Origin of the sequence: Bacteroides sp. NGMCC 1.200775 (genome assembly GCF_040798045.1) — a bacterium.
Taxonomy (GTDB): Bacteria; Bacteroidota; Bacteroidia; order Bacteroidales; family Bacteroidaceae; genus Bacteroides; species Bacteroides hominis.
On record NZ_JASCQK010000003.1, the window covers coordinates 232950 to 250543 of the forward strand.

Genomic DNA, 17594 nt, shown 5'->3' on the forward strand with positions numbered 1-17594 from the left:
GGGCATGCTATAATATGTTAATGGCCAATTACGGTGTAAATGAAAACACAGTAATTGGCCATTGCTATTTTTGATTTGTTACATCATTAACAACAAAATCATTTGTCCCGCAAGGATACGGAGGAACATAGACAGTGGATATACTGTAGAATAGCCTACTGCCGGAGCATCGCTACCGGTTGCCTGGTTGGAATATGCCAATGCGGGAGGGTCTGTATTACTACCCGCAATCAATCCCATCAGCATGAAATAATTAATTTTATAGTATGATCGTGCTATAATTCCGATAATCAGCAAAGGGATAATCGTAATCAGGAAACCACAACCTACATAAAGCAGACCGTCTCCATGGATCACAGTATCCACAAAATTAGCTCCGGCTTCGATGCCCACACTGGCAAGGAAAAGAACAATGCCGATTTCACGTATCATCAGGTTGGCACTTTGAGTTGTGTAGGTTACCAGATGTAATTTGTGTCCGAAACGTCCTATCAGGATAGCCACCACCAATGGTCCGCCGGCAAGACCGAGTTTTACCGGAGTCGGCATGCCCGGGAATGCAATGGGAAGGCTGCCGCAAAGGATACCCAGGAAAATACCTACGAACAATGTGACAATGTTCGGTTCGTTAAGGCGCTTCAGTGAATTACCCAGTACACTCGCTACTCGTTCTACAGCATCTTCGGAGCCTACCACCATGACACGGTCACCTACCTGAAGTACCAGATTCGGGTTGGCAAAAAGATCGACACCCGAACGGTTCACACGCGTGATGTTGACATTGTACATGCTGCGGAAGTTCAACATACCAAGTTTCTTTCCATTAATTTCCGGTTTGGTTACCAAAATACGACGGGATACCATCGGCATATCTTGCTTTTCCCAGTCTACTTGCACTTCACGTCCGATAAAGGCTACAATAGCATCTGAGTCTTCTTCTGAACAGACCACAAATAATTGGTCGTTCTGTTCCAGAATAGTACTGTGATTCGGAATGCTGACGTGTCCGTCTTTACGGATACGTGAACAAACAAACGGACGTCCGAGGAAGCTGCTGATTGTGCCCAGAGTTTTTCCGTAGATGGCTTCATTATGCACTTCCAGGCTCATCAGGTGTGGTTTGTGGTGTGTACCGTCAGTTTCTTGATTCCAGTTTTCTTCTTCTTTGGCGAAATTGATACGGAAGATGTAGCGGACAGCAATGATGGAGCCTATAATACCCACTACTCCTAACGGATAAGCACAGGCATAGCCTAATGCGATCTGTGGCCCGGAGTAGCTCAATTGATTCAGTGCTTCTTGTGCGGCACCGAGCCCCGGGGTGTTTGTGACTGCGCCGTATAGGATACCCACCATCATAGGGAGCTCGATTCTGCCTCCCAGAATGAAATAAAGTGCCATTGCTACGGCGATGTTTAAGACCACAATTCCTACGGCCAGCATGTTCAGGGTCATTCCGCCTTTCTTGAATGAAGAAAAGAAAGAAGGCCCCACTTGGAGACCGATACAGAATACGAACAATATCAATCCGAATTCACGGATGAAATGTAGGATATGGGTATCGCCTGTGAAGCCAAAATGTCCCATCAGGATGCCGGCAAACAAAACAAAAGTAACCCCTAACGAAACTCCGAAGATTTTGATTTTTCCCAAATAGACACCTGCTGCCACTACGAAGGCGTAGAGGAAAACAATGTGGGCTACGGAGTTGGGGTTCCATAATAAATCTTGTAACCAATCCATAATATAGTAGTTTATAATTTTTTGTAAACGGGTGCAAAATTAGCTATAACCTCGGAGGTAATCAAATATTTGCCTGCCTTTTATTTTAAGGGAAGCGCGGGGGGACGGCTCTTTCATTTTACAACCGTCTTCCTCCCTTGTCTTTCCTCCCCCCTCAAAAAAAAGCCTTCCATTCGCACACGAGGCTGTGTCGAAACTTTTTTCACCACGGAGTAGCACAGAGTCTTTTTGTTAATAATCAACAACTTAAAATCGCCTCTGTGTCACTCTGTGTCCTCTGTGGTGAGTTTTGACAGCCTCTCGTTATTTCTTTTTTAAGAAAGAATTCGGGCGGCTATTACCGGAGAAGTGTAGTAGATTAACCATTGTCATAAAACTCTTTAGTCCATCCTGCATACCCGGGCCGGTGAGCCCGCATACCCGGGCCGATGGGCCCGCACACCCGGGCTGATGAGCCCGCATGCCCGGGCTGAGATAAAGATCCGGCCATTTGTACTAAAGATAGTAAGGAAAATGAAATGCTTTTAGAGAGATAAACGGATAAGAAATTGGATGTATCCATTTGATTTACAGTTCGTTATCACTGAAATATCCCCTAAAACAATGGGTGGAAGATGGAAGATAGGGGTGGAAGATAAATGGCATAAAAATCGCATCTTCCACCAAGTTATACATCTCACAATCAGTAATATGTGTTCTGAAAGATGGAAGATGGAAGATCGAAATGCGTTTTTTGTATGAGAGCAAGGCAGGTTAAATGAAAGAGCCGTGGTACGGAGGCGGTGGGTAGTGCGAATTTTCCCTAAAAAAAGCGTAGGGTTTAGACTATTTCAGTATATTTGCAAGTCGCAATCTTACATTTTGATAAAGGATTCAGAGAAATAAATTGAGATAACAATCTTATTTTAATTTTAAATAAATAAACTATGGCAGACAGTAAAGAAAAACTCTTCTCAGATTTTTCTCCTGTTTCCACCGAGAAGTGGATGGAGAAGGTCACAGCCGACCTGAAAGGAGCTGATTTTGAGAAGAAACTCGTTTGGAAGACAAACGAAGGATTCAAGGTAAAACCTTTCTACCGGATGGAAGACCTGGAAGGACTGAAAACAACCGATGCGCTTCCCGGAGAATTTCCTTATTTAAGAGGTACAAAGAAGAACAGTAATGAGTGGTTGGTTCGCCAGGAGATTAAGGTGGAATGTCCGAAGGAAGCCAACGCCAAGGCTCTGGATATTCTGAATAAAGGTATCGATTCTCTTTCTTTCCATGTGAAGGCTAAAGAACTCAATGCGGAATACATTGAGACTTTGTTGAACGATATTTGTGCAGAATGTGTTGAGTTGAATTTTTCTACTTGTCAGGGGCACGTGGTAGAACTGGCTGATTTGCTGGTAGCTTATTTTCAAAAGAAAGACTATGATTTGACAAAGCTGCAAGGCTCTATCAATTACGATTTCTTCAATAAAATGCTGACAAAAGGCAAAGAGAAAGGGGATATGGTACAAACAGCCAAAGCGCTGATCGAAGCTACTGCCCAATTGCCTAAATACCGTGTACTGAATGTGAATGCCCTGACACTGAACAATGCAGGTGCTTATATTTCTCAGGAATTGGGATACGCATTGGCATGGGGTAATGAATATATGAGTCAGTTGACCGAAGCTGAACTTCCTGCTGCCATCGTAGCCAAAAAGATTAAGTTTAATTTCGGTATCAGTTCTAATTACTTCCTTGAAATTGCAAAGTTCCGTGCTGCCCGTATGTTATGGGCTAACATAGTGGCTTCTTACAACCCGGAATGTCTGCGTGATTGCGAAAATAAAGGACCTAACGGAGAATGCCGTTGCGCTGCTAAAATGAAGGTACATGCTGAAACATCTACTTTTAATCTGACTCTGTTTGATGCTCATGTAAACTTGCTTCGTACACAAACTGAGGCAATGTCAGCTGCTCTGGGTGGCGTAGATTCAATGACGGTGGTTCCTTTTGACAAGACCTATGAAACTCCGGATGAGTTTTCCGAACGTTTGGCCCGTAACCAGCAACTGCTATTGAAAGAAGAATCACATTTTGATAAAGTAATTGACCCGGCTGCCGGTTCTTACTACATTGAAAATCTGACAGTCTCTATTGCTAAGCAGGCATGGGAAATCTTCCTTGCCATTGAAGAAGAAGGAGGCTTCTATGCAGCATTGAAAGCCGGTACTGTTCAGGCTGCTGTGAATGAAAGCAATAAAGCACGCCATAAAGCTGTGGCTCAGCGTCGCGAGATTCTGCTGGGTACTAACCAGTTCCCAAATTTCAATGAAAAAGCGGGTGATAAGAAGCCGGTAGAAGCCACATGCTGTTGTGGTGGACACGATACTTGTGAAAAAGATGTTACTACATTGAACTTCGATCGTGCGGCAAGTCAATTTGAGGCGTTGCGTCTTGAAACCGAAGCCAGTGGGAAACGTCCGAAAGCATTTATGCTGACGATCGGTAATCTGGCTATGCGGCAGGCACGCGCACAATACTCTTGTAATTTCCTGGCTTGTGCCGGATATGAGGTGGTTGATAATCTTGGTTTTGAAACGGTTGAAGCAGGCGTAGAAGCTGCGATGGCTGCAAAAGCCGATATTGTGGTGCTCTGTTCAAGCGATGAAGAGTATGCACAATATGCTGTTCCGGCTTTCCAGGCTTTGAATGGCCGCGCCATGTTCATCGTTGCCGGAAATCCGGAATGCGCCGAAGAACTGAAAGCAGCCGGTATTGAGAACTTCATCCATGTACGTGTAAATGTACTGGAGACACTTAAAGAGTTCAACGCTAAATTATTGAAGTAAGATGAGAAAAGATTTTAAAAACTTAGATATCTACGCAGCATTCCAGCCCGCTAATGGTGCAGAATGGCAAAAGGCTAACGGAATCGAGGCCAACTGGAAGACTCCGGAACACATCTGCGTAAAGCCTGTTTACACAAAAGAAGACCTTGAAGGAATGGAACATCTGGACTATGCTGCCGGTCTTCCTCCTTATTTGCGTGGTCCGTATTCGGTGATGTATACCCTTCGTCCATGGACTATCCGCCAGTATGCAGGGTTCTCTACAGCTGAAGAGTCGAATGCTTTCTATCGTCGTAACTTAGCTTCCGGACAGAAAGGCCTGTCGGTTGCTTTTGACTTGGCTACACACCGCGGTTATGACCCTGACCATGAACGTGTGGTAGGTGACGTTGGTAAGGCCGGCGTGTCTATCTGTTCGCTTGAAAATATGAAGGTCTTGTTTGATGGCATTCCTTTGAACAAGATGTCTGTATCTATGACAATGAATGGTGCCGTACTTCCGATTATGGCATTTTATATCAATGCCGGATTAGAACAGGGAGCCAAACTTGAAGAGATGGCCGGAACGATCCAGAATGATATTCTGAAAGAATTTATGGTGCGTAATACCTATATTTATCCGCCTGCATTCTCTATGAAGATCATCTCTGATATTTTTGAATATACTTCACAGAAGATGCCGAAGTTCAACTCTATCTCCATTTCTGGTTATCACATGCAGGAAGCAGGTGCCACAGCTGATATTGAGTTGGCTTATACGTTGGCTGATGGTCTGGAGTATCTTCGTGCCGGTGTTGCTGCAGGTATCGATATCGATGCTTTTGCTCCGCGCCTCTCTTTCTTCTGGGCTATCGGAACAAACCATTTTATGGAAATTGCCAAAATGCGTGCTGCACGTATGTTATGGGCAAAGATTGTGAAACAGTTTAATCCGAAGAATCCGAAGTCGCTTGCATTGCGTACTCACTCGCAGACTTCCGGTTGGTCATTGACTGAGCAAGATCCGTTTAACAATGTAGGACGTACTTGTATCGAGGCTATGGCTGCTGCGCTGGGACATACTCAGTCGTTGCACACCAATGCGCTTGATGAAGCTATTGCTTTGCCGACAGACTTTTCTGCCCGTATTGCCCGTAATACTCAGATTTATATTCAGGAAGAAACTTATATTTGCAAGAACGTAGATCCGTGGGGTGGTTCTTACTATGTAGAGTCATTAACTAATGAACTGGCTCACAGTGCTTGGGAACATATTCAGGAAATTGAGAAGTTGGGCGGTATGGCGAAAGCTATCGAAACCGGTATTCCGAAGATGCGTATTGAAGAGGCTGCTGCCCGGGCACAAGCTCGTATCGACAGTGGTTCACAGACTATCGTCGGTGTAAATAAGTATCGTCTTGAGAAAGAAGACCCGATTGATATTCTTGAAGTTGACAATACCGCTGTTCGTAAAGAGCAGATCGAGAACCTGAAGCGTTTGAAAGAAGGCCGTAACCAAGCTGAGGTGGACAAAGCATTGGCTGCCATTACCGAATGTGTCAAAACCGGTAAGGGCAATTTACTTGAGTTAGCTGTAGAAGCTGCTCATGTTCGTGCAACATTGGGTGAAATCTCGTATGCTTGCGAACAAGTAGTAGGACGTTATAAAGCAATAATTAGAACTATATCAGGCGTGTATTCATCAGAAAGCAAAGGCGACGCTGACTTTAAGCGTGCTTGCGAACTCACTGAGAAGTTTGCAAAGAAAGAGGGACGTCAACCTCGTATTATGGTTGCAAAGATGGGCCAGGACGGTCACGATCGTGGTGCCAAGGTAGTAGCTACCGGTTATGCCGACTGTGGTTTCGACGTGGATATGGGACCGTTGTTCCAGACTCCTGCGGAAGCAGCTCGTGAAGCGGTAGAGAATGATGTTCACGTAGTCGGAGTTTCTTCGTTGGCTGCAGGGCACAAGACATTGGTTCCGCAGATTATTGAAGAATTGAAGAAGTTGGGACGTGAAGATATCGTAGTAATAGCCGGTGGTGTAATTCCTGCCCAGGATTATGACTTCTTGTATAAGGCCGGTGTAGCTGCGATCTTTGGTCCGGGTACTCCGGTGGCTAAGGCTGCTTGTCAGATTCTGGAAATTCTGATGGATGAAGAATAAAAAAACAGTCTTTGAGAAATGATAAACGAAGAGGCGGAGTATTGCAATACTCCGCCTCTTTATGATTTTAGTTCTATCCCGGTCAATATCATCTACGTATTATTTATGGAATAAATGGTTGCATGACTATTATTGGGGGGTGAAGGAGAATGCAAGCGCGTTCACCTCTGTTTTCAGATTCTGAGGTAAATAGACACGTACCCGATTGTTCTTTATTTCCCATCTTACTTTTTTACCGTTTTGAAGGCAGTAAACAGCACTTCCTTTAGCAGGAATATTATTTTCCCATTCTATGTAGTTAGGAAGAGTCCGGGCTTTCGGATCACTGTATAATGCATACATTGTTTTTTTGTTTTTGTTCATGGTAAACCAGATGCCTTCACTATGATAGTCAGGAGTCGTAACGGTATTGTAGATAGCCGGGCCGTTTTTCGTCATCCATTCTCCTATAGTGTCCAACCGGCTGACAATTTCTTCTTGTAATATTCCTTCAGGGGTAGGGCCGATACCGAGTAGTAAACTTCCGCCTTTAGCTACGATTTCCATTAACTTTGCTATCACTGTAGTGGGTGATTTGAATACCGCATGTGGAGTGTATCCCCAGTCTACTCCCAGTGTCATGCAAGTCTCCCATGGGTAGGGAAGTTGTTTGTCCGGGATTTGTTGTTCCGGGGTCTGATAATTTTCGTATTTACCATGGATGGTGCGGTCTACGAATAAAATACCCGGTTGTGCTTTTCGTGCCATTTGCGATATACGGTCCATGTCCAATACCGATTTGGTTCCGGGGTTATTTACCCATCCTCCGTCTAACCATAAAATGTCGATAGAACCGTAGTTGTGCATCAACTCGCTGATTTGGTTGTAAGTGAACTCTTTGAATTGATTCCAGCGCCAGGGGTTCTTTTCTATATTGTAATTCTGTGTACGGCGGGGAGTAGCGTAGCGGGGCCACCAATAATATTCCGAGTGCCAGTCCGGTTTAGAAAAATAGGCTCCTACCATTAAGTCGTTGTTGCGAAAAGCTTCAAACACATATTTGGCTACATCTGCCCGGGGATTTGTTTTGAAAGGACCCTTTGAAATTGAAAAATCGGAGTAAGCCGTGTTGAACATATTGAATCCATCGTGATGTTTGGTGGTGAAGATGGCATAACGCATACCTGCCGCTTTGGCAGCCTGTGCCCACTGTTCCGGGTTGAAACGGGTAGGATTGAATGAATCTTTCAATCCCCAGTACCATTTTTTATAATCTTCATAGGCAATGGTACTATCACGCGGTATCCAATCCGCTTCTTCCGAACAGATGGACCATGATTCTACAATTCCGGCAACGGAATATAATCCCCAGTGAATCAGCATTCCGAACTTCTGGTCCTGCCAGTGATGGAGTTTCCTGACCACCAGAGAATCTTCGGGAGGTGTATATTGGTCAGAGCGTTCATGGACATATTGTGCTTTCGCATTGAAAGCAAATACAAAGAGTAAGGTAAGTGCAAATAATAATTTGTAGCTTTTCATGTCTTTTTAAATTTTAAAGATTGTACAGAGCAAAGCTACAAAATAAATGGCGATGGATTACTACTTCCCCCTTTCTATTTTTTTGTATCTTTGTCTGCTCAATTCTCATTATAATAAAAAACAAATGATAGTTTGCATTGCCGAAAAGCCCTCTGTGGCACGTGATATTGCTGATATATTAGGAGCCCGCGAACGGAAAGAGGGGTATATTGAGGGGAACGGATACCAGGTAACCTGGACGTTCGGCCATCTTTGTACCCTGAAAGAACCCCATGAATATACTCCCGGATGGAAATCATGGAGTTTGGGCAGTCTGCCTATGATTCCTCCTCGTTTTGGCATCAAACTGATAGAGAACCCTACTTACGAAAAGCAATTCCGTATTATTGAAAGGTTGATGCAACAGGCCGATGAGATTATCAATTGTGGTGATGCCGGCCAAGAAGGAGAGCTGATTCAGCGGTGGGTGATGCAGAAAGCCGGAGCGCGGTGTCCGGTAAAACGTTTGTGGATTTCTTCGCTGACCGAAGAGGCTATAAAAGAGGGTTTTGCAAAGTTAAAAGATCAGGATGATTTTCAACCGCTTTACGAGGCAGGTATGTCCAGAGCCATTGGCGACTGGCTGCTTGGGATGAATGCTACGCGGCTTTATACCGTAAAATATGGACAGAACCGACAAGTGCTTTCTATCGGACGTGTTCAGACACCTACTCTTGCCCTTATTGTCAATCGGCAGCTTGATATTGAAAATTTTCAGCCAAAACAATATTGGGAACTGAAAACAATGTACCGTGATACGACTTTTTCTGCCCTTATTCGTAAGAGTGATGAAGAGTTGGCTGCTGAAGAAGAAAAAGCCGGTGGCAAGACTAAGAGAACAGAGAACCGGGGCATTGACCCGATAGCTAACCGTGACGAGGGGATGGCATTGGTAGAACGTATTAAAAACCTGCCTTTCGTGGTAACTTCTGTGGTTAAGAAAGATGGGAAAGAGTATGCTCCCCGTCTGTTCGACTTGACCTCTCTTCAGGTGGAGTGCAATAAGAAATTTGCCTATTCTGCTGACGAGACCTTGAAACTGATTCAGTCGCTTTATGAAAAGAAAGTGACTACTTATCCGCGTGTAGATACTACTTTCCTCAGTGATGATATTTATCCCAAATGTCCGAATATCTTAAAAGGGCTGAAAGATTACGAAGTACTGACTGCACCGTTGTCCGGAACTTCATTGCCTAAGTCAAAAAAAGTTTTTGATAGTTCGAAAGTAACCGATCACCATGCCATTATTCCCACAGGGGTTCATCCGCAAAATCTGACGGATATGGAACGTAAGGTTTTCGATTTGATAGCCCGTCGGTTTATAGCCGTTTTTTATCCTGATTGTAAAGTCTCTACCACGACTGTAATGGGGGAGGTAGATGGCATTGAATTCAAGGTGACTGGCAAGCAGATTCTGGAACCGGGATGGCGTGTGGTCTTTTCCAAAGATGTGAAAGATCCGAATGAAGAAAAAGAAGGTGAAGAGGAGAATGTACTTCCTGTTTTCGTGAAAGGAGAAAGTGGCCCGCATCTACCCGACTTGAATGAGAAATGGACTCAGCCACCTAAACCTTATACCGAAGCCACTCTGCTTCGTGCGATGGAAACTGCCGGTAAATTGGTTGACAACGATGAACTTCGAGATGCGTTAAAAGAAAATGGTATTGGTCGGCCGTCTACCCGTGCAGCTATTATCGAGACCCTTTTTAAGCGTAATTATATCCGTAAGGAGAAAAAGAACCTGATAGCTACCCCTACAGGAGTGGAATTGATCCAGTTGATTCATGAAGAGTTGTTGAAATCAGCTGAGTTGACGGGTATTTGGGAGAAAAAGTTACGTGAGATAGAGAAGAAGACTTATGATGCACGGCAGTTTCTTGAAGAGTTAAAGTTGATGGTAGCCGAAATAGTCAACAGTGTTCTGTCTGATAATACGAACCGCCGTATCACTATTCAGGAAGCGGCAACGGCGGAAGAAGAAAAGAAGAAGAAAGAACCGAAGAAACGAGAACGTAAACCCACTACTCCGAAAGAGAAAAAGATGAAAGTCATTTCTGCAACTGAGAATGCGTCTCCTGCCACCGGATCGGCTCAACCGGATGTGCTGACAGGGGCAGACTCTTTGGTGGGACAACTTTGTCCGCTTTGCGGAAAAGGAACGATTATTAAAGGTAAAACTGCTTATGGTTGTTCCGAATGGAGAAATGGATGCACTTATCGGAAAGCCTTCGAGTAGTCTTGTTGTTTTGTTAATACATAATTTTAACTGAACTATTTTGCAAAAGGCTCGTTATTAATACCACTTATCAATTAATAATGAGCCTTATGAATACAATGTTCTTCAATGCAGTATCTTGCTTTTTCGTATGTGCCGGTCTTATCATAGCCCTTATTCTGGCAATTAATGTAATATTTCACAAACAATCCATGAAGATAATGAATATAGTCTGGGTGCTTACCGGGCTGTGGGGACATTATTTTGCGTTGTTTGCCTATTATACTTTTGGTATCCGGAAAGATAGCATGGTAGAAGTGGCTCCCGTAGAAAGTATGAAGATGGATATGAAAATGCCGATGGAGATGGACATGCCTGATATGCGTCCCAAATGGCAGTCCATCACTTTGTCTGCTTTTCATTGCGGGGCGGGTTGCACGCTGGCAGATCTTATTGGAGAATGGTTTACTTACTGGGTACCTCTACGGATAGGGGGGAGCTTGATAGCAGGCAGCTGGGTACTTGATTTTGTTTTAGCATTGGTTATAGGCGTTTTCTTTCAATTTGCCGCAATCCGTGAAATGGAGAAAATCTCTTTTAGTAAAGCTGTTTCGCGTGCCTTTAAGGCCGATTTCTTTTCATTGTTAGCCTGGCAGGTGGGTATGTATGGTTGGATGGCTGTTGTTACTTTTGTACTTTTTACAGATGCACCTCTTGAGAAAACATCCTGGACATTTTGGTTTATGATGCAGATTGCCATGCTTTTTGGTTTTATCTTATCCTATCCGGTGAACGCATTGTTAATCAAAGCGGGTATCAAAAAAGGAATGTAATTTTCTGATTCAGGAAAAATAGCCCAAAGAGCATTGATTCTTAGAAAATATCTATATATTTGCAGATACACACCTCCTTAAATTATACTATTATGGACCGATATCTGCTTTTTGACCGGTTTTCACAGCAAGCGTTGCAGACTTTGCATCGCTATCGTGCCGTTATGTTCAGCCCTACCATGTTTCTGTAATTGTAAGTTGAGATTATTTTCTGATTCAATACATTACTTTAACATTGATTTCTTATGGACAGACCAACTATTGCTGAAGTAAACGAATGGGTACTGAAACTCTACAATACCTGTGAAGCAACCATTACAAGTGAAGAGCGTCGTGAGCAACATAAATATGCCGTAATGGTGCAGCGTCCTCAAGATAAAAAATTCCTGGTGAAAATGCTGGACGAATCTTCCCAGATACGTGACCGGAAGAAACTTGCCAAACGAATCAAAACACTGATAGATGAATATGGAGTTCCTGAATTTCTAAATAAAAGGGATACTTTTCTTTTTAAAATGTATCAGGCTTTCGGACATCATTTTGATTTTATCGCTATCCCTATTATCAAGAAGCGATTGCGTACGGATACCTCTAAAGTGATTATTGACGAATCGCGTCCGAACCTGACAGAACATTTAGCGACTCGTTTTAAAGAGAAGATCGGACAAAACGTCAATTTGTTGGGGGAAGTGGTTTTGGGTAATGGAGAGGCTGATCATCGGTATCATCATTATCTGGAAGCTTTGGAATCTCCGGATATAAATTATATATCGGTTAAAATCTCCGGCATCTATGCTCAGACACATGCATTGAATTATCGGGAGAGTTTTCCTGAATTGGTCAGACGCATGTCTGCTCTTTATCAAAAGGCGATCGATAATCCATATGTAGACGAAGACGGGCTGAAACGTGCTAAGTTTATCAACCTTGATATGGAGGAGTATAAAGATGCACATTTCACTATGCGCCTGTTTAAAGAGGTGCTGAGCAAACCCGAGTTTAAAAATTATTCGGCCGGTATTGTCGTTCAGGCATACTTGCCCGACGCTTATGATTTTCAGACTGAGTTGCTTGAGTTTGCCAAAGCACGGGTAGAATCCGGGGGGGCACCTATCAAGATGCGTCTGGTGAAAGGCTGTAATCTGGAAATGGAAACCGTTATTTCTTCACTTCGTGGATGGCCTAATCCGGTACGCCCGTCAAAGACGGAAGTAGATGCCAATTATTTGCATTTGTTGGAGCGTGGCTTACAACCCGAAAATGCTGAAGTGCTTCATTTGGGAGTTGCTTCGCATAATCTGTTCTCTATAGCATATGCCTATTTGTTGAGCCGGAAATTGGGTACATCAGACTATATGACGTTTGAGATGCTTGAAGGAATGGCCAATCATTTGTGGCGTGCACAGTCTATGTTAGGTAACCGGGTGATTCTCTATACTCCGGTTGTGAAAGACGAACATTTCCTCAATGCAGTGTCTTATCTGGTGCGGCGTATGGATGAAAATACGGCTCCTGATAATTTTCTGACCCATTCGTTCAATTTGAAGCCGAATACCGATACCTGGAACTTTCTGGCTCAACAGTTTGAAGATGCTTATGCGATGAAAGATCATCTGACTCATACTTCGCCACGAGTACAGGATCGGAATAAACCTTATACGCCGGCTATGCCTTCAGACCGAATGGAAAATGAGCCGGATACAGATTTCGACCTGAAGCAAAACCAGGAGTGGGTGGAGAAGATATTTGCCAAATGGAAAAAGTCGAAAGAGGATGTGCCCGAAATTATTCCATTGCAAATTGGAACTGAAAATATAATTACGGAGAAACGTTATAAATATCTGGATCGTTGCCAGGAAGAGGATGTTTGTATATGTGAGATGTCACAGGCCAATGCGGAGCAGGTGGAACGGATACTTTCTATAGCCGAAGCCGATCCTGCCGGATGGAGAAAAACCGAATTGGAAGACCGGCATAAGATAATGTATGCTGCTGCCAATAATCTGGCGGAGATGAGGGGAGATTTGATAGGCTGTATGTGTGCAGTAACCGGAAAAACAGTTGTTGAAGGGGATGTAGAAGTATCTGAAGGAATCGACTATGCACGTTTTTATACTACAACGATGAGAACTTTTTCGGAGTTGGGTGATGTTAGTTTAACAGCAAAGGGGACTGTACTGGTTATTTCTCCATGGAATTTTCCTTGTGCCATTCCCATAGGTGGCATTGTTGCCGGCCTGGCCGGGGGAAATACTGTTATACTGAAACCCGCTACGGTGGCAGCTCCGGTGGCTTGGTTGTTTGCCAAAGCTTTTTGGGATGCGGGAGTACCCAAAGAAGCATTGCAAGTGATCATAACTGATCGGGAGGCTTTGAAGCTGCTTACCACTTCTCCGATAGTGAAACATATTATTTTGACCGGTGGTACAGATACAGCCCGTAGTATAGCAAAATCAGTTCCGGTTACTCCGCTTTCGGCAGAGACCGGAGGAAAGAATGCCATTATACTTACCGCTTCCGGTGATCGTGACCATGCTATTATGAATATTGTTTCTTCTGCTTTTGGCAATGCAGGACAGAAATGTTCTGCCTGTTCGTTGCTGTTAGTGGAACGTTCGGTCTATGAAGATAAGAGTTTCCGTGAGAAACTGATTGATGCGGCTACCAGTCTGAAAGTAGGGAGTGTCTGGGATCCGGGCAATGTAGTGGGGCCTATGATAACAAATAAAAATGAAAAATTACTGCAAGCATTAGTGCTGGAACCTGGGGAGACTTGGTTAGTGCCGCCAAGATTCATTGATAAGAAGCAATATATACTGGCTCCTACTGTAAAGTGGGGAGTGAAGCCGGGTAGTTACTCTTTTCGCACCGAGTTGTTCGGTCCGTTGTTGAGTGTGGCTTGTATTGAAGATTTACAGGAAGGAATTGATTTGGTGAATGGATTGGATTATGGCTTGACATCCGGCCTCCAGAGTCTGGATGAAACCGAACAAAAGATCTGGAAAAATTCGTTAATGGCCGGAAATCTGTATATCAATCGGGGTATAACAGGGGCTATTGTCAACCGGCAGCCATTTGGCGGGATGAAACTTTCGGCTTTCGGTGGAGGAGTGAAAGCAGGTGGCCCGAACTATTGCAGTTGCTTTGTGAAAATAGCCGATAAACCTGATAGTAAAACCGACTATCGTCAAAGCTATACTAAAGCCTTTCAGGAGGAATTTTCAAAGCCGAGGGATATAAATAATCTTTATGGTGAACAGAATTTGTTCCGTTATTTGCCACTGAAGAGTATGGTATTGAGGCTTTTCCCGGATGACAGGAATGAAACAGCAGAGATGATAGTATATGCTGCCCGGTTGTGTGGAACTCCACTTACCATTAGTTATGACCCATCGGACGATCGTACCGAAGCTTTGGCAGACACAGGTTGTTGGTTGAGGAAGGAGACAATGGATTCATTTATCAGTAGTATCTCCGAATACGAACGTATCCGTACCTGCTCACCGGAAATACCCGTGAAAATATACGAAGCAGCTGTACAGACTGACAAGTATATTGCTACAGCACCTCCGGTGAAAGACGGAAGGGTAGAGTTGATACATTATATTAAAGAGCAAAGCATTGCTTTTGAATACCATAGGTACGGAAGTATTTCGGAAGTACCTGCCTGTGAATAAAACTAATACTCCATGGTTTTGTTATCTAAATGCAGATAACAAAACCATTTTAATTAATAAAAAGAGTATGAGAAAGAAAATTATGATGGCAGCTTTGGTTACTATAGCTGTCAATTTGATCTGGGGTGGACAGCCTGCGAAAGCATGTACACGTGCAGTTTACATTGGACCGGATAATATGGTGATTACCGGACGTACGATGGATTGGAAAGAGGATATTCAGTCTAATTTATATCTTTTTCCCCGTGGTATCAAACGTGCAGGATACGATAAAGGAAATACGGTAGAATGGACTTCGAAGTATGGTAGCATTGTGGCTACCGGGTATGATATCGGTACTTGCGACGGCATGAATGAAAAAGGATTGGTTGCCAGTCTCCTGTTTCTACCGGAGTCTGTCTATACCCGTCCCAATGACACCCGCCCTGTAATGGGGATTAGTATTTGGACACAGTATGTGCTTGATAACTTTGCAACAGTACGTGAAGCTGTTGAAGAGCTAAGTAAACAAACCTTCCGCATTGATGCTCCGAACATGCCTAATGGCTCTGCATCTACATTGCATATGGCTATCACTGATGAAACGGGTAATTCCGCTATTCTGGAGTATATCAATGGAGACCTGATCATCCATGAAGGTAAAGAATATCAAGTAATGACAAACTCTCCCCGTTACGATCTTCAATTGGCTGTGAATGATTATTGGAAAGAGGTAGGCGGTTTGAATATGTTGCCGGGAACCAACCGTTCAAGTGACCGTTTTGTGCGTGCTTCTTTCTATATTCATGCTATTCCGCAGACATCGGATGCGAATATTGCTGTACCGAGTGTATTGAGCGTGATGCGGAATGTATCTGTTCCTTTCGGAATCACAACTCCGGACAAGCCGTATATTTCTTCCACACGTTGGCGTTCGGTTTCTGATCAGAAAAATCGGGTATACTACTTTGAGTCGACTTTGACTCCCAATCTGTTCTGGGTAGATTTGAATAAGGTTGATTTTAGTCCGAGTGCAAATATCAGGAAATTATCTTTGACACACGGGGAAATTTATACAGGAGACGCAGTGAAAGATTTCAAAGACAGTAAATCGTTCACATTTATGTTTGAGTTGCCATGATAAGTCTTACCACAAATAACACGGATTAAAACAGCATTCAATTTTAGGTCGCAACGGAACCTGATTGATATCTGTTTTAATCCGTGTTATTATTTGTGATAAGAAGCTTACTTTTTACTGTATGTCAGATGAAATTCTACAACTGCCTCGATCCCTTTTCTGAATATATCCAGAGAGAAGTTTTCATTAGGCGAATGGATAGCATCCGATTCCACTCCGAATCCCATAAGTACGGTTTTTATTCCTAACACCTGTTCGAAGGTTGATATAATAGGGATACTCCCTCCGCGACGTACGGCCAATGGTTTTTTACCGAAGGCTATTTCAAATCCTTTTTCTGCTGCCTGATAGGCCGGTAGTGATATAGGGCATACATATCCTTGTCCTCCATGCATTGGTGTCACTTTTACATCCACTGTAGCCGGAGCGATCCGGCGGAAGTAGTCTGCAAAAAGCTCGGAGATTACATGATGGTCTTGGTGCGGAACCAGCCGACACGATACCTTGGCATAGGCTTTTGACGGGAGTACGGTTTTAGAGCCTTCACCGGTATAGCCACCCCAAATGCCACAAATATCGAATGAGGGGCGGCAACTGTTTCTTTCCAGGGTACTGTATCCCTTTTCACCAAAAAGCTCTTTTACACCGATGGCTGCCTTGTATTTTTCCTCATTAAAAGGAATATGGGCGATCATTTCCCGTTCTGCTTGTGGAACTTCTTCCACGGCATCATAAAATCCGGGGATCGTGATGCGTCCGTCAGCGTCAATTACTTTACTCAACATGCCGCAAAGCACATTAATCGGATTAGCTACAGCCCCACCGAAGTGCCCTGAATGCAAGTCGCGATTTGGACCTGTTATTTCGATTTCCCAATAGGCCAAACCACGCAGCCCGGTAGTTAATGAAGGAAGATCGGCACCCAACATACTGGTATCTGATACCAGTATGATATCGGCCTTTAGTAGTTCCTTATGCTCTTCACAGAAGGCTTCCAAGCTTGGTGAACCGATTTCTTCTTCTCCTTCGAAAATAAATTTCACATTGTTTTTCAGCAGATTGTATTTTACGAGATACTCAAAAGCTTTTACTTGAATAAATGCTTGTCCTTTGTCGTCATCGGCACCTCGCGCCCAAATATGTCCGTCACGTATTTCCGGTTCAAAAGGTTGGCTTTTCCACAAATCGAGAGGTTCGGCAGGCATCACGTCATAATGCGCATATATCAATACCGTTTTAGCGTTAGGGTCTACTATCTTTTGTCCGAATACGATAGGATTTCCTTTTGAAGGCATAACGATGGCTTCATCTGCTCCGGCTTCGAGTAATAATTGTGTCCAGCGTTGTGCACATGCCAGCATATCGTCATGATGTTCCGGTAATGCGCTGATACTGGGAATACGGATGAGGCTGAATAAATCCTCCATCATCATCGGTTCGTTCTCTGCAATATATTTCTGAATTTCGTTCAC

General features: G+C 43.7%; 9 protein-coding genes. 6 read left to right on the forward strand and 3 right to left on the reverse strand.

Annotated elements, in window-relative coordinates; translation table 11 throughout:
• Positions 1-78: 78 nt before the first annotated feature.
• On the reverse strand, positions 79-1743 hold the full coding sequence (locus QK890_RS10225; protein WP_032536999.1) for a putative transporter: 1665 nt from the start codon (positions 1741-1743) through the stop codon (positions 79-81).
• Between the two features lie 926 nt (positions 1744-2669).
• Here QK890_RS10225 and mutA point away from each other — a divergent pair.
• Together mutA and scpA are read left to right on the forward strand one after the other, a co-directional pair.
• A complete protein-coding gene (mutA, locus tag QK890_RS10230; protein WP_005808421.1) occupies positions 2670-4568 on the forward strand; it encodes a methylmalonyl-CoA mutase small subunit in 1899 nt (632 codons plus the stop codon).
• Between the two features lies 1 nt (position 4569).
• Positions 4570-6717, forward strand: a complete 2148-nt coding sequence (gene scpA, locus QK890_RS10235; protein ID WP_005781369.1) for a methylmalonyl-CoA mutase — start codon at positions 4570-4572, stop codon at positions 6715-6717.
• Positions 6718-6846: 129 nt separating this feature from the next.
• Here the strand turns inward: scpA and QK890_RS10240 are convergent, their stop codons facing one another.
• Positions 6847-8238 carry an alpha-L-fucosidase gene (locus tag QK890_RS10240; RefSeq protein ID WP_367627322.1) on the reverse strand — a complete coding sequence of 464 codons (1392 nt, stop codon included), beginning with the start codon at positions 8236-8238 and terminating at the stop codon, positions 6847-6849.
• A 124-nt stretch (positions 8239-8362) separates the two neighbouring features.
• On the opposite strand from QK890_RS10240, the gene QK890_RS10245 reads away from it, so the two are divergent.
• The 4 genes from QK890_RS10245 to QK890_RS10260 all read left to right on the forward strand — a co-directional run bounded on the left by QK890_RS10245 (position 8363) and on the right by QK890_RS10260 (position 16122).
• Positions 8363-10513: a DNA topoisomerase 3 gene (locus tag QK890_RS10245; RefSeq protein ID WP_005781365.1), complete on the forward strand. Its 2151-nt coding sequence runs from the start codon at positions 8363-8365 to the stop codon at positions 10511-10513.
• Between the two features lie 89 nt (positions 10514-10602).
• Positions 10603-11325 (forward strand): DUF4396 domain-containing protein, encoded by a 723-nt coding sequence (locus QK890_RS10250; RefSeq protein WP_005808413.1) that lies wholly within the window; start codon positions 10603-10605, stop codon positions 11323-11325.
• A gap of 245 nt (positions 11326-11570) precedes the next feature.
• The gene (locus QK890_RS10255; protein ID WP_367627323.1) at positions 11571-15002 is read left to right on the forward strand and encodes a proline dehydrogenase family protein; all 3432 of its coding nucleotides are present in this window, start codon (positions 11571-11573) and stop codon (positions 15000-15002) included.
• A gap of 85 nt (positions 15003-15087) precedes the next feature.
• Positions 15088-16122: a linear amide C-N hydrolase gene (locus tag QK890_RS10260; RefSeq protein WP_229067014.1), complete on the forward strand. Its 1035-nt coding sequence runs from the start codon at positions 15088-15090 to the stop codon at positions 16120-16122.
• 107 nt (positions 16123-16229) lie between these two features.
• Here the strand turns inward: QK890_RS10260 and QK890_RS10265 are convergent, their stop codons facing one another.
• Positions 16230-17594 (reverse strand): dipeptidase, encoded by a 1365-nt coding sequence (locus tag QK890_RS10265; RefSeq protein WP_044302078.1) that lies wholly within the window; start codon positions 17592-17594, stop codon positions 16230-16232.

What these genes read in the sequence shown, in the direction of transcription:
- QK890_RS10225 (WP_032536999.1), bottom strand. Translation starts at nt 1,743, where the DNA reads ATGGATTGGTTACAAGATTTATTATGGAACCCCAACTCCGTAGCCCAC.
- mutA (WP_005808421.1), top strand. Translation starts at nt 2,670, where the DNA reads ATGGCAGACAGTAAAGAAAAACTCTTCTCAGATTTTTCTCCTGTTTCC.
- scpA (WP_005781369.1), top strand. Translation starts at nt 4,570, where the DNA reads ATGAGAAAAGATTTTAAAAACTTAGATATCTACGCAGCATTCCAGCCC.
- QK890_RS10240 (WP_367627322.1), bottom strand. Translation starts at nt 8,238, where the DNA reads ATGAAAAGCTACAAATTATTATTTGCACTTACCTTACTCTTTGTATTT.
- QK890_RS10245 (WP_005781365.1), top strand. Translation starts at nt 8,363, where the DNA reads ATGATAGTTTGCATTGCCGAAAAGCCCTCTGTGGCACGTGATATTGCT.
- QK890_RS10250 (WP_005808413.1), top strand. Translation starts at nt 10,603, where the DNA reads ATGAATACAATGTTCTTCAATGCAGTATCTTGCTTTTTCGTATGTGCC.
- QK890_RS10255 (WP_367627323.1), top strand. Translation starts at nt 11,571, where the DNA reads ATGGACAGACCAACTATTGCTGAAGTAAACGAATGGGTACTGAAACTC.
- QK890_RS10260 (WP_229067014.1), top strand. Translation starts at nt 15,088, where the DNA reads ATGGCAGCTTTGGTTACTATAGCTGTCAATTTGATCTGGGGTGGACAG.